Source organism: Acrocarpospora catenulata, from assembly GCF_018476525.1.
Lineage (GTDB): Bacteria > Actinomycetota > Actinomycetes > Streptosporangiales > Streptosporangiaceae > Acrocarpospora > Acrocarpospora catenulata.
Genome location: NZ_JAHCST010000074.1, coordinates 1 through 21,626, shown reverse-complemented (window position 1 = coordinate 21,626; position 21,626 = coordinate 1). Strand labels below are relative to the sequence as shown.

Below are 21,626 nucleotides of genomic sequence, written 5' to 3'. Positions count from 1 at the left end.
TGCCTCCGACAGTCTCGGCCTCCGGCCGCTACCTGGGCTCCAACAATGTCCCGAGCTCCGACTGAACCAGCAGGTAACCCCCTAATCCGAGGGCGGCCACCGCGACCAGCAGGAAGAGCATCACCCAGAACGCTCCGGGGATCCGGGTCAGCCGCGCCAGCTGGTCGGCGTCGGAATCCGGCGCCCGCCCGCGCCGCCGCTTCCCCTGCAACTCCAGGATCGGCCGGACTCCGCCGAGCATCAGAAACCAGGCGGCCCCGTACGCGACGAAACCCTGAACGTCGTCCTGGGCGAACCAGGAGACCGCGAACACCGCCCCGCCCACCGCGAGCAGCGAGACCACGCCGAACATGTTCCTGATCAGCAGCAGCATGCAGGCGAGCAGGACCAGCACGCCCCACAGCAGCACCCGCACGTACCCGGCCGAGGTCAGCCACGCCGCGCCCACTCCCACCAGCGACGGCGCCACGTACCCGGCCGCCGCGGTGATGATCATTCCGGGGCCGGTCGGATTTCCTCTGGTCAGGGTCACGCCGGAGGTGTCCGAGTGGAGCCGGATGCCGCGTAGTTTCCGCCGGGAAAGCACCGCCGCCAGCGCGTGCCCGCCTTCGTGGGCGATCGTGATCACTCCGCGTGACAGGTGCCAGGCGGGCCGGTACCCGACCAGCACCAGCGCCAGCAGGGCCGCCACGCCGACCAGCCAGAGCGGCGGCGCGGGCTGGGTCGCGGTCAGGTGGTTCCAGAACGCTCGCAGGGGGGTCACCTCCCAAAACTTAACCGACGATCATTGTCTCGTACCGCGAACACCCAGGTATACGTCGTGTTTTGCGGGATAACGTCATCATGTGGCAAGACTGCGTCTGGGTTCCTGGATGAAGCGAGAACTCGCCCCCGAACACTCGATGGACCCGCGCGGTTCCGTCGAGGAGGCCCCCCGGCCGAGCGTGATCGACAATGCCATCTACCAGGACGGCCTGCGTGTCGACACCCCGGCCTCGCTCGGCGACGCCATCGCCGCGCTCCGCTCCCGCCCCGGCGCCATGGCCTGGATCGGCCTCTACCGGCCGCAGGAGGACGAGCTGATCAAGGTCGCCGACGAGTTCGGCCTGCACGAGCTGGCCATCGAGGACGCCATTGTCGCCCACCAGCGCCCGAAGGCCGACCGGTACGGCGGCACCCTCTTCGTGGTGCTCCGCGCCGCCCAGTACCTGGACCAGCCGGAGAAGGTCGCCTTCGGCGAGTTGCACGTGTTCGTCGGCCCCGACTTCGTCATCACGGTGCGGCACAGCGAGGCCCCCGACCTGGCCAAGGTGCGCCGCCGCATGGAGGCCGACCCCGAACTGCTCAGGCAGGGCCCGCAGGCGGTGCTGTACGCCATCCTGGACGCCGTGGTCGACGGCTACGCCCCCGTGGTGGCCGGCCTGCAGAACGACATCGACGAGATCGAGGTCCAGGTCTTCGGCGGCGACCCGGCCGCCCCCCGGCGCATCTACAGCCTCTCCCGCGAGGTCATCGAGTTCCAGCGGGCGACCACCCCGCTCATCGCCATGCTGGAGGGCTTCGACGCGAACTCTCCCAAATACGGCGCCGACGAGGAACTCCAGCGTTACCTGCGGGACGTGGCCGACCACGCCATCACCGTGACCGAGCGGGTGGCCGGGTTCCGGCAGATGCTCCAGGACATCCTGATCGTCAACTCCACCCTGGTCAGCCAGGCCCAGAACGAGGAGATGACCAAGCTCACCGAGGCGAGCATCGCCCAGGGCGACGAGGTCAAGAAGATCTCCGCCTGGGCCGCCATCCTGTTCGCCCCCACCCTGGTCGGCACCATCTACGGCATGAACTTCGACCACATGCCCGAACTCCACTGGGTTCTGGGCTATCCATTGGCGATCGTCCTGATGGGCGTGGTCTGCGCCACCCTGTACATCGTGTTCAAACGCCGCGACTGGCTGTAGTCAACCGCATCCCCAGCAAATCCCATTGTCAGGTCAACTATCTAGATATATCGTTCATGTATCTCGATAGTTGAAGGTGAGGACATGGAAGACAACCTGATGTGGGTGCGCGGCGACCCCTACGCCCCGATGCCGCCCATACCGCCCCTGCCTCCGATGCCGCCGCTTCCCCCGCTCGGCGGCCCCCATCCGCCCCCACGGGTCCGGCGCGGCGACGTACGGCTGGCGCTGCTGCGCCTGCTGGCCGAGGAGCCGCGGAACGGCTACCAGATGATCGAGGAGATCGCCCGCCGGAGCTCCGGAATCTGGCGTCCCAGCCCGGGGTCGGTCTACCCGGCGCTCCAGCAACTGGAGGACGAGGGCCTGGTCCGTGCGGAGGAGACCGGCGGAAGCCGTACCTACCGGCTCACCGAGGACGGGCGGCGGTACACCGAGGAGCGGGTCGGCGCCGACCCCTGGGACGAGGTGGCCCGCAGCCTCCCCGAGGACCGGCACGAGCTGCGCCTGATCTGGGGCCAGCTCGGCGAGGCGTTCCTGCACCTGACCCGGGTGGCCTCCGACCAGCAGGTGGCCGCCACCAAGAAGCTGCTGAAGAACACCCGCCGCGAGATCTTCAAGATCCTCGCGCAGGACGAGGACGACGAGCCCGAGGAGGAACGGTGACCTCCGCCGTCGAGGTACGTGGGCTCCGGAAGGCGTACGGGAAGGTCGAGGCCGTCAAAGGGGTCGACTTCGAGGTCGCGCCCGGCGAGGTGTTCGGCTTCCTGGGGCCCAACGGCGCCGGGAAGACCACCACGATCAGCATGCTCTGCACCCTGACCACCCCGACCGGCGGCACCGCCACCGTGGCCGGGTACGACGTGGTCGCCAACCGGGACGAGGTGCGGCGCAACATCGGCCTGGTGTTCCAGGACCCGACGCTGGACGGCTACCTGACCGCCGAACAGAACCTCCGCTTCCACGCCGAACTGTACGGCGTGCCCCGCAACCTGGTGGACGCCCGTCTCCGCCAGGTCCTGGAGATGGTCGCCCTCTGGGACCGCAAGGACAGCAAGGTGCTCACCTTCTCCGGGGGCATGAAGCGCCGACTGGAGATCGCCCGCGGCCTGCTGCACTCGCCCCGGGTGCTGTTCCTGGACGAGCCCACCGTCGGCCTGGACCCGCAGACCCGGGCGGCCATCTGGGGATACATCAACAAGCTGCGCCGCACCGAGGACATCACCATCTTCATGACGACGCACTACATGGACGAGGCCGAGTACTGCGACCGCATCGCCATCATCGACCACGGCGAGCTGGTGGTGATCGACTCCCCGGAGGCGCTCAAGGCCAGCGTGGGCCGCGACCGGGTGCAGCTCCAGACGGCCGACGACCAGGGCGCCATCGAGGCGCTGCGGGAGCGTTTCGGTCTTGAGGCCGCGATCCGGGAGGGCCAGGTCACCTTCGGCGTGGCCGGCGGCGAGGAGTTCGTGCCGCGCCTGTTCGCCGAACTCGGGGTGCCCATCCGGTCGGTCAGCGTCTCCCGTCCCTCGCTGGACGACGTGTTCATGGAGTACACCGGCACCACCATCCGGGACGCCGAGTCCGAAGGCGGCGCCAACCAGTGGATGAGAGCGATGGTGCGCCGATGACCGCGACCGAGGTGGTAAGCGTCACCCTGCCCAAGGGCGGCGCCGCGCACGACCTGCGCGTCATTCGTATCGTGCTCCACCGCGAGCTGCTCCGGTTCTTCAACGACCGGGCCCGCCTGCTCTCCTCGCTGGTGCAGCCGGTGCTCTGGCTGTTCGTGATGGGGACGGGGCTCGGCTCGCTGGTGCAGGGGGCGATCCCCGGCCTGGACTACCGCACGTTCATCTTCCCCGGCATGATCTCGATGACCGTGATCATGACCGGTATGTTCTCGGCGGCCTCCATCGTCTGGGACCGCGAGTTCGGCTTCCTCCGCGAGATGCTCGTCGCCCCCGTCAGCCGGGGCGCCATCGTGCTCGGCAAGGTGCTCGGCGGCGCGGTGGTGGCCACCGCCCAGGGCGTGATCATCCTGGCCCTGGCGGGCCTGGTGGGCATCCCGTACGCCCCTGGGCTGCTCCTGACGCTCCTCGGGGAGATGTTCCTGGCGGCCTTCACCATCACCGCCTTCGGCACCCTGCTGGCCGCCCGGATGAAGTCCATGCAGTCCTTCTTCGGCGTCATGCAGATGGCCATCATGCCGATGGTCTTCCTCTCCGGCGCGATGTTCCCCCTGGCCAACCTCCCGTCCTGGTTGCACGTGCTGACCACGGTCAACCCGCTCACGTACGCGGTCGACCCGATGCGCAGCGCCGTCTTCAGCCACCTGGACGTGGCGCCCCAGGTTGACGCGATGCTCAACCCGGGCGTGGTCTGGTTCGGCTGGCGCCTCCCGGTCGGCCTGGAACTCGGGCTGGTGACCATGCTGGCCCTGGGCTTGCTCTGGGTGGCGATCGCGCAGTTCCGCCGTACCGACTGACGGCCCGGGGCGTCACCGTGCGCCCCGGGCTGTTACCTGAGTCAGGCAAGGGTGATCTTGTCGCCGTCCACCTTGACGGAAACCTCGGCGAGGGGGCTGGTGGCGGGGCCGGAGGTGACCGAGCCGTCGGTGATGGAGAAGCGGGAGTTGTGGCAGGGGCAGATGATTTCCTTGTTGGTGATGGTGGTGACGGCGCAGCCCTGATGGGTGCACGTGGGGCTGAAGCCCTTGAAGGTGCCGGATTCCGGCTGGGTCACCACCACGTTGGAGAGGATCACGCCGCCGCCGACGGGGACTTCGGCAGTAGTGGTCAGGGCGGCTCCGGGGGCGGGGGCCGCGGTGGCCTCGGTGGCGGGTTCGGTGGTGGCGGCACAGGCGGCCATCGCGGCGCCGGCGCCGGCGAGCGCGGCCGCCCCGAGTACGTGCCGGCGAGTGACGTTCTGCTCCACAGTTGCTGCCCTTTCGAGTGGTTGACCTGCTCACAGCCAACCACCTGGAAAGAGTGCCGCTGACCTCTTGATCTTTTTTCTAATGGTTTCTTAATCCGGCAGGCCGAGCTGGCGGGCGATGAGCATGCGCTGCACCTCGCTGGTGCCCTCGCCGATTTCCAGGATCTTTGCGTCCCGGTAGAAGCGCCCGACGGGGAACTCGTTCATGAAGCCGTAGCCGCCGAAGATCTGGGTGGCGTCCCTGGCGTTGTCCATGGCGGCGTTGGAGGAGACCAGCTTGGCGATGGCGGCCTCCTTCTTGAAGGGCTGCCCGGCGAGCATCAACTCGGCGGCGTGGTAGTAGGCCAGGCGGGCGGTGTGGGTGCGCACCTCCATGTCGGCGATCTTGAACTGGATGGCCTGGTAGGAGCCGATGGCCCGGCCGAAGGCGTGCCGTTCCCGCACGTACCTGAGGCATTCGTCCACGCAGCCCTGGGCCAGGCCGACCGAGAGCGCGGCGATGGCGATCCGGCCCTCGTCGAGGGTCTGCAGGAACTGGGCGTAGCCGCGGCCGAGCTCGCCGAGCAGGTTGGCGGCGGGGACCCGGCAGTCGGTGAAGGCGAGTTCCCTGGTGTCGCTGGCCGACCAGCCGACCTTGGAGTACTTCTTGCCGACCGTGAAGCCGGGGGTGCCGGACGGCACGATGATGGTGGAGATCTCGGGGCGGCCGTCGGCGCGGCGGCCGGTGATGGCCGCCACCGCCACGAAGCCGGTCAGGTCGGTGCCGGAGTTGGTGATGAACGCCTTGGAGCCGTTGATCACCCACGAGTCGCCGTCCCGCACGGCGGTGGTGCGCATGCCGCCGGGCACGTCGGAGCCGCCGCCGGGCTCGGTCAGGCCGAACGCGCCGAGCGCCTCGCCCGCCGCCAGCCGGGGCAGCCACTGCGCCCGCTGCTCGGCGCTGCCGAACCGGTAGAGCGGCATCGCGCCGAGCGACACCCCGGCCTCCAGGGTGATCGCCACCGAGGAGTCGACCCGGGCCAGCTCCTCCAGGGCCAGGCAGAGGGCGAAGTAGTCGCCGCCCATGCCGCCGTACTCCTCCGGAATCGGCAGCCCGAACAGGCCCATCGCCCCCATTTTCCGGACGATCTCGTACGGGAACTCGCAGCGTTCGTAGTAGTCGCCGATGACCGGGGCGACCACCTCGCGGGCGAAGGACTCGACGGATTTGCGCAGTTCGCTGTACTCGTCGTTGAGCATCAGGATTCCTTACCGAGGAGGGCGCGGACGACAGGGGAGGGGCTGGGGCGGCCGAGGCGGTCGGCCAGCCAGCCGCTGGTGGCGACCAGGGATTCCAGGTCTACGCCGGTCTCGATGCCGAGGCCGTGCAACATCCAGACCAGGTCCTCGGTGGCGAGGTTGCCGGTGGCGCTCTTGGCGTAGGGGCAGCCGCCGATGCCGCCGGCCGAGGCGTCCACCACGGTGATCCCGCAGCGCAGCGCCTCCAGGGTGTTGGCCAGCGCCTGGCCGTAGGTGTCGTGGAAGTGCACCGCCAGCCGGGAGGGACCGCACGGGAAGGCCTCGATCAGCGCGCGGACGTGGCCGGGGGTGCCGACGCCGATGGTGTCGCCGAGGGAGAGCTCGAAGCAGCCGAGGTCCAGCAGGCGCCTGCCGACCTCGACCACCTGGGACACCGGCACGGGCCCCTCCCACGGGTCGCCGAAGCACATCGACACGTACGCCCTGACCCGCACCCCGTTCTCCAGGGCCCGGGCCACCACCGGCGCGAACATCGTGAACTGGGAGTCCACGCTCCGGTTGAGGTTGCGCTGGGCGAAGGTCTCGGTGGCGCTGCCGAAGACGGCGATCTCGGTGACCCCGTGCTCCAGCGCCCGGTCCAGACCGCGCAGGTTGGGCACCAGCACCGGGTACCTGATGCCCGGCCGCCGCTCGATCCGGCGGAGCAGGTCGGAGGCGTCGGCCAGCTGGGGCACCCAGTCGGGGTGGACGAAGCTGGTCGTCTCGATCGTGGTCAGGCCGGCGTCCACCAGGCGTTCCACCAGTTCGGCCTTGACCTCCAGGGGCACGACGGCGGGCTCGTTCTGCAGGCCGTCCCGGGGGCCGACCTCGTAGATGCTCACCCGTTCCGGCAAGCCGTCGATGCGGTACATCACGCCTCCTCCGGCGTCACGGTGGCCAGCACGGCGTCCATCCCGACCTGCTGTCCAGCGCGCACGGGCACCGCGGCGACCACCCCGGCCAGCGGGGCCGTCACCGTGTGCTCCATCTTCATCGCCTCGACCACGACCAGCGCCTGCCCGGCCGCCACCCGTTCCCCGGCGCCCACCTTGACCACCAGTACGGTTCCGGGCATCGGGCTCCGCACGACTCCGTCGGCGCTGCGGCTGCCGCCGGACCGGTCGCCGGGATCGCCGACGCGGTGCAGGGTCACGCCCCAGGTCTCCCCACAGGCCGCCACCCAGAACGCGGCGCCGTCCCTGGCCACCACGTAACGCCTGGTCACGCCGTCGACGGTGGCCGTGTCGCCGGTGGCGAGCCTGGCCTGGAGCACGACCCCGTCCACCTCGACCTCGGTGACCTCCAGGCCGGACCGGATCCGGACCTCGGCGATGCGGCCGCCGGATTCCAGGCGGTACCGGGTCCAGGCGCGTTTCCCGAGCCGCCATCCGTCGGCGATCTCCCAGGGGTCGCCGGTGGCCTCGCGCCGGGGATGGGTGTGCAGGGCCACGACGGCGAGCACGTCCCCCGGCACTCCTCCCGATACATCAGGAAATTTCGGTATTAGTTCGTCCAGGTGGCGTTCTACCAGGCCGGTGTCCAGGTCGCCCGCGACGACCGCGGGATGGGCGAGCAGGGCCCGGAGGAAGGAGATGTTGGTGGGGACTCCCAGGAGGACGGTATCCGCGAGCGCGTCCCGCAGCGTCCGCAGCGCCCCGCCCCGGTCCGCCGACCACGCGATCACCTTGGACAACATCGGGTCGTAGTCGCTGCCCACGACCATGCCCTCGGCGATGCCGGAGTCCACCCGGACCGCGCTCGACTGGGACGCCGCGGCAGGCTCACGAAGCGTCAGGATCCGCCCGCCCGTCGGCAGGAACCCCCGGGAGGGATCCTCCGCGTAGACCCGGGCCTCCACGGCATGCCCGAACAGTCCGACATCGCCTTGGGAGAACCCGAGCGGCTCACCCGCCGCCACCCGCAACTGGAGCTCCACCAGATCCGGCGCAACGCCCCGAACCCGGGCGACCATCTCGGTCACCGGATGCTCGACCTGGAGCCGGGTGTTCATCTCCATGAAGAAGAACTCCCCGGGCGCGCCACCCCCGGGCACGATGAACTCGACCGTCCCGGCCCCGACGTACCCGACCGACCGCGCGGCCTCCACGGCGGCGGACCCCATGGCCTCTCGGGTGGCGGGGTCGAGGAACGGGGAAGGCGCCTCCTCGATGATCTTCTGATGCCGCCGCTGCAGGCTGCACTCGCGTTCCCCGAGGTGGACGACCTGCCCGAGCGTATCGGCCATCACCTGAATCTCGATGTGCCGGGGATTCTCGACATACCGCTCGATCAGCAGCGTGCCGTCCCCGAAAGCCGCCAGCGCCGTCCGCCGGGCCGACTCCACCGCCTCGGGCAACTCGGCCGCCGACCGGACTAGCACCATGCCCTTCCCGCCACCCCCGGCGGACGGCTTGATCAACGCGGGGAACTCCGCCCACCCGGACAGGTCTCCGCTGGCCCCGGGCACCACGGGCACCCCGGCGCGGGCCACCGTCTCCTTGGCCCGGATCTTGTCGCCCATCGCCTCGACAGCCTCCGGCGGCGGCCCCACGAAGGCCAGCCCGGCCTCGGCGCAGGCCCGCGCGAACGAGGCGTTCTCCGCCAGGAACCCGTAACCGGGATGCACCGCCTGCGCCCCCGTACGCCGGGCCGCCGCCAGGATCGCCTCGGTGTCGAGGTATCCGTGCGGCAGCCGTACCGCCAGATCGGCGGCGGCCACGTGCGGCGCGGCGGCGTCGGCGGCGCTGTACACGGCGACCGACCGTACGCCGAGGGCGCGCAGCGTCCGGATCACCCGGAGCGCGATCTCCCCCCGGTTGGCCACCAGAACCGTGTCGAACATGCTGATCACATCCTGAATACGCCGTAGCCGACGGGGTCGAGGGGCGCGTTGGCGGCGGCGCCGAGCGCGAGGCCGAGCACGGTCCGGGTGTCCACGGGATCGATCACGCCGTCGTCCCAGAGCCGGGCCGTGGAGTAGTAGGGGTTGCCCTGTTCCTCGTACTGCGCCCGGATCGCGGCGGGATCGGCGTTGCCGACGGTGGCGAGCACGTTCGCCGCCTGTTCGCCGCCCATGACCGAGATCCGGGCGTTCGGCCACATCCACAGGAGACGCGGCGAGTACGCCCGCCCGGCCATCGCGTAGTTCCCGGCCCCGAACGAGCCGCCGATGATCACCGTGAACTTGGGCACCCGGGCGCAGGACACCGCCGTGACCATCTTGGCCCCGTGTTTGGCGATGCCGCCCGCCTCGTACGCCTTGCCGACCATGAATCCGCTGATGTTCTGCAGGAACACCAGCGGCACGGCGCGCTGGTCGCACAGCTCGATGAAGTGCGCGCCCTTCAGCGCCGACTCGGCGAACAGGATGCCGCTGTTGGCGATGATCCCCACCGGGTGGCCGTGGATCCGGGCGAATCCGGTCACCAGCGTGGGACCGTACTCGGCCTTGAACTCCAGGAAACGGCTGCCGTCGACGATCCGGGCGATGACCTCGCGCACCTCGTACGGCGTGCGGGTGTCGGCCGGCACGATGCCGTACAGGTCCTGCGGGTCGTACAGCGGCGGCTCGGACGGCGTGGTGGTCCAGGGGGCGGGCGGGCGTGGCGCGAGCGTGGCCACGATGTCGCGGACGATGCGGAGCGCGTGCGCGTCGTCCTCGGCGAGATGGTCGGTGACGCCGCTGACCCGGGCGTGCACGTCGCCGCCGCCCAGTTCCTCGGCGGTGACGTCCTCCCCGGTGGCCGCCTTCACCAGCGGCGGCCCGCCCAGGAAGATCGTGCCCTGGTTCCGCACGATGACCGCCTCGTCGCTCATCGCCGGCACGTACGCCCCGCCGGCGGTGCAGGAGCCGAGCACGGCGGCGATCTGCGGGATGCCGCGCGCCGACATGGTGGCCTGGTTGTAGAAGATCCGGCCGAAATGCTCCCGGTCCGGGAAGACCTCGTCCTGCCGGGGCAGGAACGCGCCGCCCGAGTCCACCAGGTAGACGCAGGGCAGCCGGTTGTGCAGCGCCACCTCCTGCGCCCGCAGGTGTTTCTTGACGGTGACCGGATAGTACGTCCCGCCCTTGACCGTGGCGTCGTTGGCCACCACCACGACCTCCCGGCCGGACACCCGCCCGATACCGGTGATGATCCCGGCGGCCGGGGCCTCGTCGCCGTACAGCCCCGTGGCGGCCAGCGCCGACAGCTCAAGGAACCGCGACCCGGGGTCGAGCAGCGTGTCCACCCTGTCCCTGGGCAGCAGCTTCCCCCGCGCCACGTGGCGCTCCCTGGACCGCTCCGGCCCGCCCAGAGCCGCCGTCGCCAGCCGCTCCCGCAGCTCGGCCACCAGTCCCGCGTTGACCTCGGCGTTCCGCTTGTACGGCTCCGCCCCCGGATCGCAGCCACTGGCCAGCACCGGCCATCCGTCCACCGCCACCTCCCGAAGTTAATCGGCGCTAACATACTAAACGTCTACGATGGCGTCCATGGCCACCCCTACCCGCAATCGCCGTGCCGAGATCCTGGACGCTGCGGCCGGGCTGTTCGCGGCACGCGGTTTCCACGGCGTCTCCATCGAGGACATCGGCGCCGCGGTGGGCGTCTCCGGGCCCGCCCTCTACCGGCACTTCCGCGGCAAGGAGGCGCTGCTCGGCGAGATCCTGCTGGACATCAGCGCGCGGCTGCGCGAGCAGGGCGCGGCGACCGCCGCGCTGCCCCCGGCCGAGGCGCTGTCCGCCCTGCTCAGCGGGCACATCGCGTTCGCGGTCCAGCATCCGGAGCTGATCCGGCTGCACGAGCGGGAATTGCACAACATGCCCGAGCAGGACCGCCGCCAGGTGCGCAGGTCGCAGCGCCTCTACGTGGAGGAGTGGGTGAACGTGCTGAGCGACCTGCACCCGGACGCCCCGTCCGCCCGGCTGCGCTCGGCCGTGCACGCGGTGTTCGGCCTGATCAACTCCACCCCGCGCACGGCCGGCGAGCTCCCCCCGGAACAGATGGCCGGGTTGCTGGAACGCATGGCCCGAGCCGCCCTGAAAGTTAGTGCCGACTAACTCAGCATCTTCCGTGCGGCCTGCTCGATGTCGTGCTCGGAGAGCAGCACGTGATCGGCCGCCGCGCCCAGCGGGATGAAGCTGTCCTGCGAGGTCACCCGCTGGATCGGCCCCGTGAAGCCGTTGTCGATCAGGGCCGCGATGACCCCCTCCGAGATGCCCCCGGTGCGCCGGGTCTCGTCGGCGATCAGCACCTTGCCGGTCAGCTCGGCCGCCCTGAGCAGGTCCTCCACCGGCAGCGGGGAGAGCCAGCGCAGGTCGAGCACCCGGCAGCTCTGCTCGTCCTTGGTCAGCCTGACCGCCGCGCGCAGGCTCATCCGCACTCCGTTGCCGAAGGTCACGATGGTCAGGTCCCGGCCGTCGCCGTACGAGCGGGCCCGGCCGAGCGGCACGTGCGTCTCGGCCCACCGCATCGGCGGCACGTACGGCGCCATCCAGCCGCCGTCGCCCTCCTCGAACATGTCCCTGGTGTGGTAGAGCGCGATCGGCTCCAGGAACACGCACACGCTGCCGTCGTTGCGGGCCGCGGCCAGGCAGGTGCGCAACATGGAGGCGGCGTCGTCCGGCCGGGCCGGGGAGGCGATCACGATGCCCGGGATGTCGCGGAGCGCGGCCAGCGAGTTGTCGTTGTGGAAATGCCCCCCGAAGCCCTTCTGGTACGCGTACCCGGGCACCCGCACCACCAGCGGGTTCCGGTAGGCGCCCTGGGAGAAGAACTGGAGCGTGGACGCCTCGCCCCGGATCTGGTCCAGCGCGTTGTGCAGGTAGGCCAGGTACTGGATCTCCGGCACCGGCAGCAGTCCCGACACCCCCGCGCCCAGCGCGAGCCCGAGGATGGCCTGTTCGTCCAGGAGCGTGTCGAAGACCCGTGAGGTGCCGAACTGGCGGAGCAGGCCGCGGGTCACCCCGTACACCCCGCCCTTGCGGGCCACGTCCTCGCCGAAGACCAGCATGCCGGGGTCCAGCGCCAGCGCGTCGGCCAGCGTGCGGTTGACGGCCTGGGCCAGCGTCAGCCTGCCCTCCTGCTCCGGCAGGGTACGGAAGACCTTCTCCCGGCCGGGGGAGAACCGGGCCGAGGCCACCGCCACGGCGTGCGGATGGCGGGGGGCCAGCGGGGCCATCACCTCCTCGGCCTTGCGCAGGCGGGGGCGGCGGGTGCATTCCAGGGCCAGTTTGAGCACGTGGTCGCGCTCGGTCTCGTACCGGGAGATCAGCTCTTTGGGGGTGGCCAGGCCGGCCTGGACCAGCAGCCGGGCGGTGCCGATCAGCGGGTCCCTGGCCAGGTCCGCGCCGATCTCGCGGCGGGTGCGGTAGGCGATCTCCACGTCCGAACCGGCGTGACCCATCAGGCGTACCGTCCTGACGTGCAGGAAGGCGGGGGTGCGGGTCTCCCTGACGAACGTGACCGCGCGCTGTGCGGCGTCGTGTATGTCGGCCAGGTCGCAGCCGTCGGCGGTGAAGTACTCCAGCAGCGGGTGGTGGGCGGCCTCGACCCAGCCCTCCGGGGTGCGCACGCTGATGCCCAGGCCGTTGTCCTCGCAGACGAAAAGCAGCGGCAGCCGCAGGTCACGGTAGGTGCCGTACGCTGCCGTGTTGAGGCCGGTCAGCGCGCTGGCGTGGTTGACGCTCGCGTCGCCGAAGCTGCACATCGCGATGGCGTCCTCCGGCCACTTCCCGGCCACGCCCAGCTGCCGGGCCCACTCGATGGCGAAGGCCACGCCGGTCGCGCGAGGGAGGTGGCTGGCGATGGTGGAGGTCTGCGGGATGATCGCCAGCTCCGGGTGGCCGAACACCTTGTGCCGCCCGCCTGCGATCGGCTCCTCGGCGGAGGCGGCCAGGCCGAGCAGCACGTCGCGCAGGCCCTCCTCGGGCAGCCGCCCGGCCTGCGCGGACCTGGCCAGGTAGAAGGCGCCGGAGCGGTAGTGCGGCAGGACCGGGTCGGTGGGCCGCAGCGCCGCCGCGATGGCCGCGTTGCCCTCGTGCCCGGCGGAGCCGATCGTGTAGTGGCCCTCGCCCCGCTCGCGGAGGATCCGGGCGGCGATGTCCAGCAGCCGGCTGCCCACCTGGATGTCGAAGAGCTCCAGGCAGCGCGCCCCGGTCAGGGTGGTGCCCTCCCGCACCGGGAGGCTGGGGTCCCTCAAGGCGCCCGGCTGGAGAGCCCCGACGGCGTCCGCGAAGTGCGTCTCAACGGTGTCCCACTTGTCTTCCCTAGTGTCCCGCGCCACATGCCCGATTATGTCGTCCTGAACAGGGTGCCGTCGCCCGGCTTGCTCACTCTGTTGATGTCTTGTTGCGGAGCGCTGTCTTTGACATGGGTTAATGACAGCTTGTCATTCACTCCAACCATCCATCCTCCGAATCCGTCTATTAGTAAGGAACAAGACGTGGCACCCTCAAACGCCGCGTTCAGCACCTCGGGTAAGGAAAGGACCCGCATGTTGAAACGCATCAGTGCCGTGGTTCTCGCGGCCGCCTTAGGCTCGGCGGCCCTGGTCGCCGCCCCGGCGGCGCACGCCACAGCGACGGCGGCTCCGACCATCAGCGGCATCACGATCAACCCCAGTCCCGTGGTCGTGACCAGCTCCACCAAGGTCAGCGTGTCGTTCAAGTTCACCACCACGGACGTGAGCGACGCGTCCAAGGTCACGGCCGAGACCCAGGCGCCCAACGGCGCCAAGTCCAGCCTGACCCTCAGCTCCCCTGACAAGACCCAGTGGAGCGCCACCAAGGAGTTCGGCCGGGGCGAGCAGCCCGGCACCTGGAAGCTCCTGATCAAGGCGGGCAACGGCGACGGCACCACCGAGTCCTCGGCCGACTTCAAGGTCGTCCAGGTCTGGGAGACCGACATCAACCGCTTCGGCGCCTCCCCCGAGCCGATCAAGGCGGGCAACGTGCTCACCCTGAGCGGCAAACTCGTCGTGAACGGCCCGCAGGGCTGGCGCGGCTACGGCGACCAGAAGGTCTGGATCGCCTTCAAGCAGGCCGGCAGCCACAGCTGGAAGCGGGTCGGCTACGACTACACCAACTGGCGGGGCGAGTTCTCCGTCGGCATCAAGGCCTGGCGTACGGGCTGGTGGCGCGCCGAGTTCGACGGCGTGGCCGAGCGCTCGCACCCGGCCACCAGCGACAGCGACCAGGTCGACGTGACCAAGCCCGACCCGGTCGTCGTCATCCCCGACAAGGACAGCCGGATCATCCGCTTCAACGCCTCGCCCGAGCCGGTGAAGTACGGCAAGTACCTCTCCCTGCGCGGCACGCTCCAGGTCGAGCAGCGCTGGGACTGGGACGGCTACGGCGACGCGAAGATCACGATCTGGTTCCGCGCCAAGGGTGGCTCCTGGAAGTACGTGAAGACCACCTGGACCAACAGCTCCGGGAAGTTCTTCACCAAGACCAAGGCCACCAAGTCCGGTGACTGGAAGGCGGTGTTCGCCGGCGAACGGCACATCGACCCGTCCTCCAGCGCCCGCGACTACGTAAAGGTCAAGCGCTAACCCCTACCGAACAGCCCGGGGCATCATCACGCCCCGGGCTGTTTTTGTTTGCCGCCGATCCGGCCGGGCGGACTCGACATCGACCTCGGGATCGACGGCCTCACCACCGACTACCCGGACCGCCTGCGCCGGAGCGTGCGGCACTGCGGCAGTTAGCGCGCCACGCCAGCCCGGACGGCGAGAGCACGGAGTTCCGTGGGCGTGGGGCCGGGGCCGTACAGCAAGCCGGAAACGAGCGTCGCCACCGAGGGGCGCGAGATCTCCTGCGGCGCGATGCGTTCGGCGGCCAGTAGTGTCTGTACGGCCTGAGTGGGCCGGCCGAACTGTTCCCAAGCGCGGGCGGTGTCGATGCGGTAGCGGGCCTGCCGCTCGGGAGTGGGCAGCAGGTGGTGGTCGACCGTGCGGGCATGGTTGAGCGCGATGCCGGGTTCGCCCAGTGTGGTGTGGATGCCGATGCGGTACACCGCGACGTTGGCGGGAGTGGGGAGCCTGCCCCGGCGGTTGGCGTCTGGCAGGCGGGCGGCGGCCTGTTCGGCTTCGCCAATGAGGTCGAGGGCCTGCGCCCGCTGACCGTTCTGGGCGCAGGAGTAGGCCGCGGTGCACAGAAGAGCCGCGTACACCGAGAGCACGTCCGGATCGGGTTCGCCGGTGTCGGCGGCGAGGCCGAGGGCGGTGCGGGTGAGCAGGTCGACCGCGCCATGGTGATGGCCTTGCCTGCGCATGGCGATGGCCACGGAGCGGGAGGCGGCTCCGACAGTGATGGGGTCACCCGATCTGTTGGCGGCGGTGAGGGCCCGGTCGGCGGCGACCCAGGCCATGCCGTCCTGGTTGAGCTGTAGGAACGCTGTTCTTCCCGTTGCGGCAGAGGTGTCGTTGAGGTGCATCACCAACGAAATCCGCCGAACGAACGGAGCACGCCATGAGCCTCCTCCTCACCCCTGCCAGCTCTCGACCCGCGAACCCTGGTATCCGCTGAGCTGTACGCCCGGCTCACACTCCGGATCACCGTCGACCACCGGCTCCCGTTGGAGGAGGCTGAGCGGATCATGACTCAGGCGCTCGCCTTCCTGTACGCGTGCGCCCAGAACCCGGCGTCGGCCTGGCCCCATCCGAGCGGGTGGACATCGGCTGGCACACCTTCCTCATGTACACCCGCGACTACGCCGCCTTCTGCCAGACTGTGGCCGGTCGGATCATTCACCATCAGCCTGATGACGACCCCGCGCCCGGGCTCTTCGCGAGGGCCGCCCGGCGATCACGAGGACGCTGGCGGCGATGCGGGCGGCTGGGCTGCCGGTAGACGACGAATTGTGGAACGCGGCGGGCTCGTGTAACGAGCAGAAGTGCCATCAGTGCCACGCCGGCTGCTACGACTCGCCCCGGTAGCAGCCTCTGGAGGGGAGCGCCGGTGCTGCGGCTGCAATGGGACGACCTTCCGGATGAGACCCGAACCGTGATTCAGCGCGGTTTCGGGGCCGTGAGCCGGGTCACGTCCGTCGGTGCTCGGCTGACGAGGGGGGTCGCCTCGCGGCTGTATACCGAGAGCGGGGTCGTCTTTCTGAAGGCGGTTCCACTGCGCTCTCCTTCCTTGGCCCACTACGAGCGGGAACAGCGCGTCAATGTCCTGCTTCCGGCCTCGGTGCCCGCTCCGCGACTGCTGTGGAGCGGGCGGTGTGCGGGATGGCTTCTGCTGATTTTTGAGTGCCTCGACGGGCGTCCAGCGGATCCGTCGCCTGGGTCACCAGACATTCCCGGACTGCTTGACACCGTGGCCGAGCTGGGCAAGATGCTGACGCCCTGTCCTTGGCCGGGCGCGCCTGAGGCTATCGAGAAGATCGATGGAATGCGGGGGTATGCGCGGCTGGCCAACCTCGGTGACTTCCCGGCGCCCCACCGGTACGCCGCCGCGCTTGAGCGTCTGGACGCCGACGCGTTGACGGGAAACACGCTTCTGCACGCTGATCTGCATGAGGAGAACTTCCAGGTCATTGGGGGGCGTGCTCACGTCATCGACTGGTCGTTGGCATGCCGGGGCGCGCGCTGGCTGGACATCGTGCTGCTGTTGCCCCGGTTCATCATGGCCGGTCACACACCTGAGCAGGCAGAACGGTTGGCTGCGGGGGTTCCTGCCTGGCATGACGCGCCCGCCGAAGTCGTGACGGATCTGGCGGCGCTTCGGACGTTGTTCTCGGCTTATCTGGCCGTGCGCGGGCCTGAACATCTGCGTGCGCGTCGTGCCCGGGTTGCTGCTGCGGGGCGGGCGTGGGTGGCGCATCGAATTAGCTGACACAGGATTTTTCGGTCAGTGTGGGCAGGCTGGTGATGGGGGTGTCGCAGGGGGTTTGAGCTGGGCAGAGTTGTGGGGTGGGGGGGTTTACGGGCAAGCGTAGGGGTTTGTGGGTTGTGTGGTGATGGACGGGTGGGATGCCGGAAACCTAGGGTGCTTCTATGGATACGGATGATCTTTGTTTGCGGTGGGCCGTGGTGGGTGATGCGGAGGAGATCTTCGCGTTGGCCAGGGAGTTTGCGGTGACGTTTCGGCCGGAGCGGGCGGCGTTTGATGCGGCGTTTCCGCAGCTGTTGGGGGAGGAGGATGCGTTTTTGAAGGTGGCGACGGTGGATGGGGTGGTCAGGGGGTATTTGCTGGGGTTTGCGCATCTGACCTTGTTCGCCAACGGGCGGGTGGCCTGGGTGGAGGAGGCCATGATCGAGAGTGGGTACCGGCGGCATGGGCTGGGGCGGTTGCTGCTGGAGGAGTTCGAGGCGTGGGCGCGGGAACGGGAGGCCGGGTATGTGGCGTTGGCGACCCGGCGCGCGTCGGAGTTCTACCGGGCGTTGGGGTACGAGGTGTCGGCGACGTACTACCGGAAGATGCTGACCCCTCCGGCGGCTCGTCCGGAGGGGTGATCAGCAGACGGGGCCTCGTCCGGAGGAGGGACCGGCGGACGGGTCTCGTCCGGAGGGGTGAGTGAACGGTTGGGGGCGGGTCAGGACGTCAGCTGGGCGTCCAGGCGGTAGCCGTCCACGGTGACGTACACCGAGTCGCCGGGGCGGGCGTTGAGGCGCATCAGGACGGGCTGGAGGGAGTCGAACACCGGCTGGCGGTCCCGCCAGACCAGGACGACCGCGTTGTCGCCGGGGCCGGTCACCGAGAGCAGGGTGCCTGGGCGCATGCCGAGCTGCGCCGCGTACCCTTCCGGCACCGCCACCGGCTCGCCGCGCAGGTGGCCGCTGGTCACGTCGATCCGCTGCCAGCGGCGCGGGTCGGCGGACGGGCTGGAGGTGGTACGCGGGCTGGGCACCAGGTGCGGGCGCGGGGTGCCGGTCAGCGCGTTCAGCGCCGCCAGCGCGGTCGCCGGGTCGGGGCCGGCGTTGGCCATCGACGGGATCGGCACGCCGTTGCGCTGCTGGTGGCCGTTGGCCCCGGGCGTACGGCGAGGCAGGGGGGAGCCGTTGGGGTCGGCGGGGGCGCCCGGTGCGGCCGGGGCGGCGGGGCGGGGCAGGGTGGTGGCCGGGGGCATCGAGTCCAGCCACGCCTTGGCCGAGTGCGCGCGGATGCCGAGCTGGCCGAGCACTTCGATGACGTCGGCGTCGGCGGGCTTGTTGGCGAGGATCTGCCGGGTCCGGTCCCGCAGGCTGCCCAGGTCGCCCACGACCAGCCAGCCGTCCTGGAGGCGGCGGTCCGGCATCAGGGTGACCAGCACCCGCCAGAGCTGGGTACGGAGCGAGGGCACCTCGATCGGGTGCGACGGGTCGGCGCCGATCAGCTGCTCCTGGGTGGCCGCCGCGCCCAGCCATTCGGTGAGGCCGAACATGTGGCCGGTCAGGGCCGCCGAGTCGGGGGAGCGGAGCCAGAGCAGCACCCGCTCCTCGGCCGCGCGCTGCGCCGTCGAGAGCGCCTCCCGGTCCACGCCCAGCTGGTGGGCGAGGGTACGCAGGCTGACCGGCTCGGCCGCGAACAGGCGCTCGGCGGCGACCGCGCGCTCCATCGGGTTCCACTCGCGGAACAGGCCGTCCAGCAGCGCCACCATGGGGGCCTCGCTGGCCGACACGGGCGCGGCGAGCGGCTGGTCGAGGCTCGGCGGGCCCGACGGGACCGGCGGGGTCACGCTCGGCATCGAGCCGGTGTCGGCGCGGCCGTTGCGTGAGGCGGGTACGGCCGGCATCGGGCCGGTGTGCGCGCCCGGCTGCTGGGAGACCACGCGGTCGCCGGCCGCGCCGGCGCGGGGCAGGGCGGGCATCGGGCCGGTGTGGCGGCCGGGCTGGGGGACGCCGGGCTGGGGGAGGCCGGGGCGGCTCTCTGCCGGGGCGGGGGAGCCGGGCTGCAGGGGAGGTAGCGGGCCGGTGAGGGGCGCCTGCTGGGCGGGCGCGGGGCCGGTGCGGGGTGCTGCGTAGCCGGGCTGCTGGGGGATCGCCGGGGCCGCCGGTGTGGTGGTGGAAGATCCGGCGGCGGCCTCAGCTTCCGGAAGGGGAGCCTCGATCCGGATGTGGCTGAATATTTCGCGGAAGACGATCGTGAGGACGACTTCCGGGCTGGCCGGGATCGACGGGCCCTGGAGGTCGCCCGGGGTGAGGCGGCGGAGGCGGTGCCAGCCGCCCAGGCCGGTGATGACCGACCTGGCCGGTTCCGGCCAGCCGGGCAGCGCCGGGTCCACCGAGTGCACCTGGAGGGCCGGGAGCAGGTCGGTCAGCGTGACGTGGTCCATCCGGCTCACCGCCAGACGGGCCAGCCGGTCGCAGAGCCAGTCGAGACCGGTCGTCCCCAGGGCGCGGCCGAGCGCCACCGAACCCCACCAGCCGCCGGGCAGCCGGGGGTCGCCCAGCACCTCGGCGACCTGCTGGGGCCGGGACCAGCGCAAAGCCGGCACCAGATCGCTCAGGCAGATCGTTGACTCGGCGTCCATCGGTTGACCGCACCCTCCCGAGAGTGACGCTTGTTGCTAATGGTGCAGCTTACGCCGCAAGCTATCAATTGGTGTCAATAGGGTAAAGCTTCCGTCGGTACGGAACGGCCCGGTGGCCGTCCGCCTACCCCGCCGACCGCCTCCGCACCTGCCCGGCAGCCGGCTTCCACACACTCGCGGGCCGGCGAACCGGCCAGCCTCGCGGCGAGAAATCCCGCCGCGAACGCGTCTCCCGCGCCCGTCGAATCGATAGTCGTGTCAAGCATGGTCAACTCCCGGTGCGTGGCCCGCGACACGATTGTGCCGTGCTCGGCGAGTAGTGCGCCGTAGGCTCCCAGTTTCACGACGGCCGTGCCGTACCGGCCGCTGAGCGCGATGGCCGCGGCCTCCGGTTCGGTTTCGCCGGTCAGTAGGAGTGCCTCGTCCCGGTTGGGGATGACGATACTCGCCTCAGCGGTCTCGCGGAGGAATCGGGCGACACCGAAATCTCGCAGGAATCTGGTTGATGCCGGATCAATGCTGATTGATACTCCTCGTCCGGTTGCTGCCTGGAACGCCAGGCGGGCGAGGGCGAGGCCGGGGTCGGCGAACAGGGTGTAGGCGGAAAGGTGCAGGTGGCGTACGCCGTCCAGGAGGTCGTCGGACCAGTCGTCGGGGCCGAGGTTTCTGCTGGCGCCGCGGTTGGTGACCATGGAACGCTCTCCGGTCGGGTCGACCAGGGCGATGACCACGGCGGTGGGGAGGGTTGGGTCGACCGTGACGTGGGGGTGGACGCCTGCTCGTTTCAGTTCGGTGATGTGCCAGGTGGCGGTGTCGGAGCCTGCGCGGGCCAGCAGGCGGGTGTCCGCGCCCAGATGGGCGGCCCAGGCTGCGGTGTTGGCGCCTGAGCCGCCGGGGCGTACCACGATGTCGGCGGTGGTGTCGGTGCCGCGTTGTACGGGGTCCCTGTGCAGGGCTACCACGTCGGTCACCAGGTCGCCGATCACCAGGAGGCCCATGGTCAGCTCTTCCGGGACCAGGATGTTGCAATTTCGGTCGCTAGTCGGACATTTCCTTGTACGGCGGACAGGTTGGCCTCTAGGGATGCGCCTTTGGTCGCTCGTACGAGGTGGTCCAGCAGGAACGGGGTGATCGCTTGGCCGGTGACGCCTGCGGTTTCGGCCGCTGTCAGGGCCTCGGCCAGGACTCGGTCGTGTAGGGACGGGTCGAGTTGGTTGTTCACGTTAATTGGGTTGGCGATGATCAGTGCGGTTTCCGGGCCGCCGAGGTTGTCCTGGGCGTGCATGAGGGCCGCTGCCTCTGCTGGGGACTCGATTCGCCAGTCCACGGGCTCGCCGGAGCTGTGCAGGTAGAAGCCGGGGAACCAGTCGGTGCGGTAGCCGACGACGGTCACCTGCCTGGTCTCCAGGCGTTGGAGTGTGGCGGGGACGTCCAGGATGGACTTCACGCCGGCGCAGACCACGGTGATTCTTGTGCGGCTCAGGGTGTCCAGGTCGGCGGATTCGTCCTGGACCTCGGTCCAGCCTCGGTGTACTCCGCCCAGGCCGCCGGTGGCGAAGACTCGGATGCCGGCGCGGGCTGCCAGGAAGGCGGTGGCCGAGACGGTGGTCGCGCCGCTCACTCGTAGGGCCGCTGCTGGGGCCAGGTCCCGGAATCCCAGCTTTCTCAGGCCCGGTTCGGTGGCTACACGTTCCAACTCGTCCTTGGTTAGCCCTGCCCTGGGTACGCCGTCCAGCACCGCGATGGTGGCCGGTACGGCGCCGCCCGCTCGGACGATCTCCTCCAACTCGGCCGCCACCTGGAGGTTGCGTGGCTGCGGCAGGCCATGCGAAATGATCGTCGACTCCAGCGCCACCACGGGACGCCCTTCGGCCAGCGCACTCGCCACTTCATCGGAACGTTCAATCATGAGGTCAAGGCTAGGTCACGAGGATTTCCGGCCGTGATTGCCGTGGACCTCCCACTCGCCCCCTGCTTATCGTTCTTCTCCCACCCGCCCACCCTCGTGACCCTCCGGGTC

General features: G+C 70.1%; 20 protein-coding genes. 9 read left to right on the top strand and 11 right to left on the bottom strand.

What is annotated here, in order from left to right; genetic code table 11:
* Positions 1-28: 28 nt before the first annotated feature.
* On the bottom strand, positions 29-754 hold the full coding sequence (locus KIP79_RS40680) for a M50 family metallopeptidase (protein ID WP_214110387.1): 726 nt from the start codon (positions 752-754) through the stop codon (positions 29-31).
* A 91-nt stretch (positions 755-845) separates the two neighbouring features.
* On the opposite strand from KIP79_RS40680, the gene KIP79_RS40675 reads away from it, so the two are divergent.
* The 4 genes from KIP79_RS40675 (at position 846) to KIP79_RS40660 (ending at position 4,443) form a co-directional block, all read left to right on the top strand.
* A complete protein-coding gene (locus KIP79_RS40675) occupies positions 846-1,958 on the top strand; it encodes a magnesium and cobalt transport protein CorA (protein WP_308170158.1) in 1,113 nt (370 codons plus the stop codon).
* 84 nt (positions 1,959-2,042) lie between these two features.
* The gene (locus KIP79_RS40670; RefSeq protein WP_214110372.1) at positions 2,043-2,621 is read left to right on the top strand and encodes a PadR family transcriptional regulator; all 579 of its coding nucleotides are present in this window, start codon (positions 2,043-2,045) and stop codon (positions 2,619-2,621) included.
* Positions 2,618-3,589, top strand: a complete 972-nt coding sequence (locus KIP79_RS40665; RefSeq protein ID WP_214110371.1) for an ATP-binding cassette domain-containing protein — start codon at positions 2,618-2,620, stop codon at positions 3,587-3,589. Before KIP79_RS40670 ends, KIP79_RS40665 begins: the two co-directional genes overlap by 4 nt.
* On the top strand, positions 3,586-4,443 hold the full coding sequence (locus tag KIP79_RS40660; RefSeq protein WP_214110370.1) for an ABC transporter permease: 858 nt from the start codon (positions 3,586-3,588) through the stop codon (positions 4,441-4,443). The genes KIP79_RS40665 and KIP79_RS40660 overlap by 4 nt, the downstream gene beginning before the upstream one ends.
* A 41-nt stretch (positions 4,444-4,484) precedes the next feature.
* On the opposite strand, the gene KIP79_RS40655 is transcribed toward KIP79_RS40660, so the two are convergent.
* From KIP79_RS40655 to KIP79_RS40635, 5 genes are all read right to left on the bottom strand, one after another.
* Positions 4,485-4,892 carry a Rieske (2Fe-2S) protein gene (locus KIP79_RS40655; RefSeq protein ID WP_308170156.1) on the bottom strand — a complete coding sequence of 136 codons (408 nt, stop codon included), beginning with the start codon at positions 4,890-4,892 and terminating at the stop codon, positions 4,485-4,487.
* A gap of 90 nt (positions 4,893-4,982) precedes the next feature.
* Complete coding sequence (locus tag KIP79_RS40650; protein WP_214110369.1) at positions 4,983-6,131, bottom strand: acyl-CoA dehydrogenase family protein; 1,149 nt, start codon at positions 6,129-6,131, stop codon at positions 4,983-4,985.
* A complete protein-coding gene (locus KIP79_RS40645) occupies positions 6,131-7,042 on the bottom strand; it encodes a hydroxymethylglutaryl-CoA lyase (protein ID WP_214110368.1) in 912 nt (303 codons plus the stop codon). The genes KIP79_RS40650 and KIP79_RS40645 overlap by 1 nt, the downstream gene beginning before the upstream one ends.
* The gene (locus KIP79_RS40640) at positions 7,042-9,012 is read right to left on the bottom strand and encodes an ATP-binding protein (RefSeq protein ID WP_250214665.1); all 1,971 of its coding nucleotides are present in this window, start codon (positions 9,010-9,012) and stop codon (positions 7,042-7,044) included. Before KIP79_RS40640 ends, KIP79_RS40645 begins: the two co-directional genes overlap by 1 nt.
* Positions 9,013-9,017: 5 nt before the next feature.
* On the bottom strand, positions 9,018-10,586 hold the full coding sequence (locus KIP79_RS40635) for a carboxyl transferase domain-containing protein (RefSeq protein WP_308170163.1): 1,569 nt from the start codon (positions 10,584-10,586) through the stop codon (positions 9,018-9,020).
* Positions 10,587-10,641: 55 nt separating this feature from the next.
* Here KIP79_RS40635 and KIP79_RS40630 point away from each other — a divergent pair, with 55 nt between their 5' ends.
* Positions 10,642-11,208, top strand: a complete 567-nt coding sequence (locus KIP79_RS40630; protein ID WP_250214664.1) for a TetR/AcrR family transcriptional regulator — start codon at positions 10,642-10,644, stop codon at positions 11,206-11,208.
* On the opposite strand, the gene KIP79_RS40625 is transcribed toward KIP79_RS40630, so the two are convergent.
* Positions 11,205-13,433 carry a thiamine pyrophosphate-dependent enzyme gene (locus KIP79_RS40625; protein WP_214110366.1) on the bottom strand — a complete coding sequence of 743 codons (2,229 nt, stop codon included), beginning with the start codon at positions 13,431-13,433 and terminating at the stop codon, positions 11,205-11,207. The two genes, KIP79_RS40630 and KIP79_RS40625, sit on opposite strands and share 4 nt — an antisense overlap.
* A gap of 210 nt (positions 13,434-13,643) precedes the next feature.
* On the opposite strand from KIP79_RS40625, the gene KIP79_RS40620 reads away from it, so the two are divergent.
* On the top strand, positions 13,644-14,702 hold the full coding sequence (locus KIP79_RS40620) for a hypothetical protein (RefSeq protein ID WP_214110364.1): 1,059 nt from the start codon (positions 13,644-13,646) through the stop codon (positions 14,700-14,702).
* A 152-nt stretch (positions 14,703-14,854) separates the two neighbouring features.
* Here KIP79_RS40620 and KIP79_RS40615 read toward each other — a convergent pair whose 3' ends face one another.
* Complete coding sequence (locus KIP79_RS40615) at positions 14,855-15,520, bottom strand: hypothetical protein (RefSeq protein WP_214110363.1); 666 nt, start codon at positions 15,518-15,520, stop codon at positions 14,855-14,857.
* Positions 15,521-15,777: 257 nt separating this feature from the next.
* Between KIP79_RS40615 and KIP79_RS40610 the strand changes: the two genes are divergently transcribed.
* The 3 genes from KIP79_RS40610 to KIP79_RS40600 all read left to right on the top strand — a co-directional run bounded on the left by KIP79_RS40610 (position 15,778) and on the right by KIP79_RS40600 (position 17,609).
* On the top strand, positions 15,778-16,002 hold the full coding sequence (locus tag KIP79_RS40610) for a UCP032817 domain-containing protein (RefSeq protein ID WP_214110362.1): 225 nt from the start codon (positions 15,778-15,780) through the stop codon (positions 16,000-16,002).
* Positions 16,003-16,110: 108 nt separating this feature from the next.
* Positions 16,111-16,989, top strand: a complete 879-nt coding sequence (locus KIP79_RS40605; protein ID WP_214110360.1) for a phosphotransferase family protein — start codon at positions 16,111-16,113, stop codon at positions 16,987-16,989.
* A 161-nt stretch (positions 16,990-17,150) separates the two neighbouring features.
* On the top strand, positions 17,151-17,609 hold the full coding sequence (locus KIP79_RS40600) for a GNAT family N-acetyltransferase (protein WP_214110359.1): 459 nt from the start codon (positions 17,151-17,153) through the stop codon (positions 17,607-17,609).
* A gap of 80 nt (positions 17,610-17,689) precedes the next feature.
* On the opposite strand, the gene KIP79_RS49070 is transcribed toward KIP79_RS40600, so the two are convergent.
* From KIP79_RS49070 to KIP79_RS40585, 3 genes are all read right to left on the bottom strand, one after another.
* Positions 17,690-19,606, bottom strand: coding sequence for a hypothetical protein (locus KIP79_RS49070; RefSeq protein ID WP_214110358.1), 1,917 nt, complete (start codon positions 19,604-19,606; stop codon positions 17,690-17,692).
* 74 nt (positions 19,607-19,680) lie between these two features.
* Complete coding sequence (locus KIP79_RS40590) at positions 19,681-20,604, bottom strand: carbohydrate kinase family protein (protein WP_214110357.1); 924 nt, start codon at positions 20,602-20,604, stop codon at positions 19,681-19,683.
* A 2-nt stretch (positions 20,605-20,606) separates the two neighbouring features.
* Positions 20,607-21,515 (bottom strand): pseudouridine-5'-phosphate glycosidase, encoded by a 909-nt coding sequence (locus tag KIP79_RS40585; RefSeq protein ID WP_214110356.1) that lies wholly within the window; start codon positions 21,513-21,515, stop codon positions 20,607-20,609.
* Between the last annotated feature and the right edge of the window lie 111 nt (positions 21,516-21,626).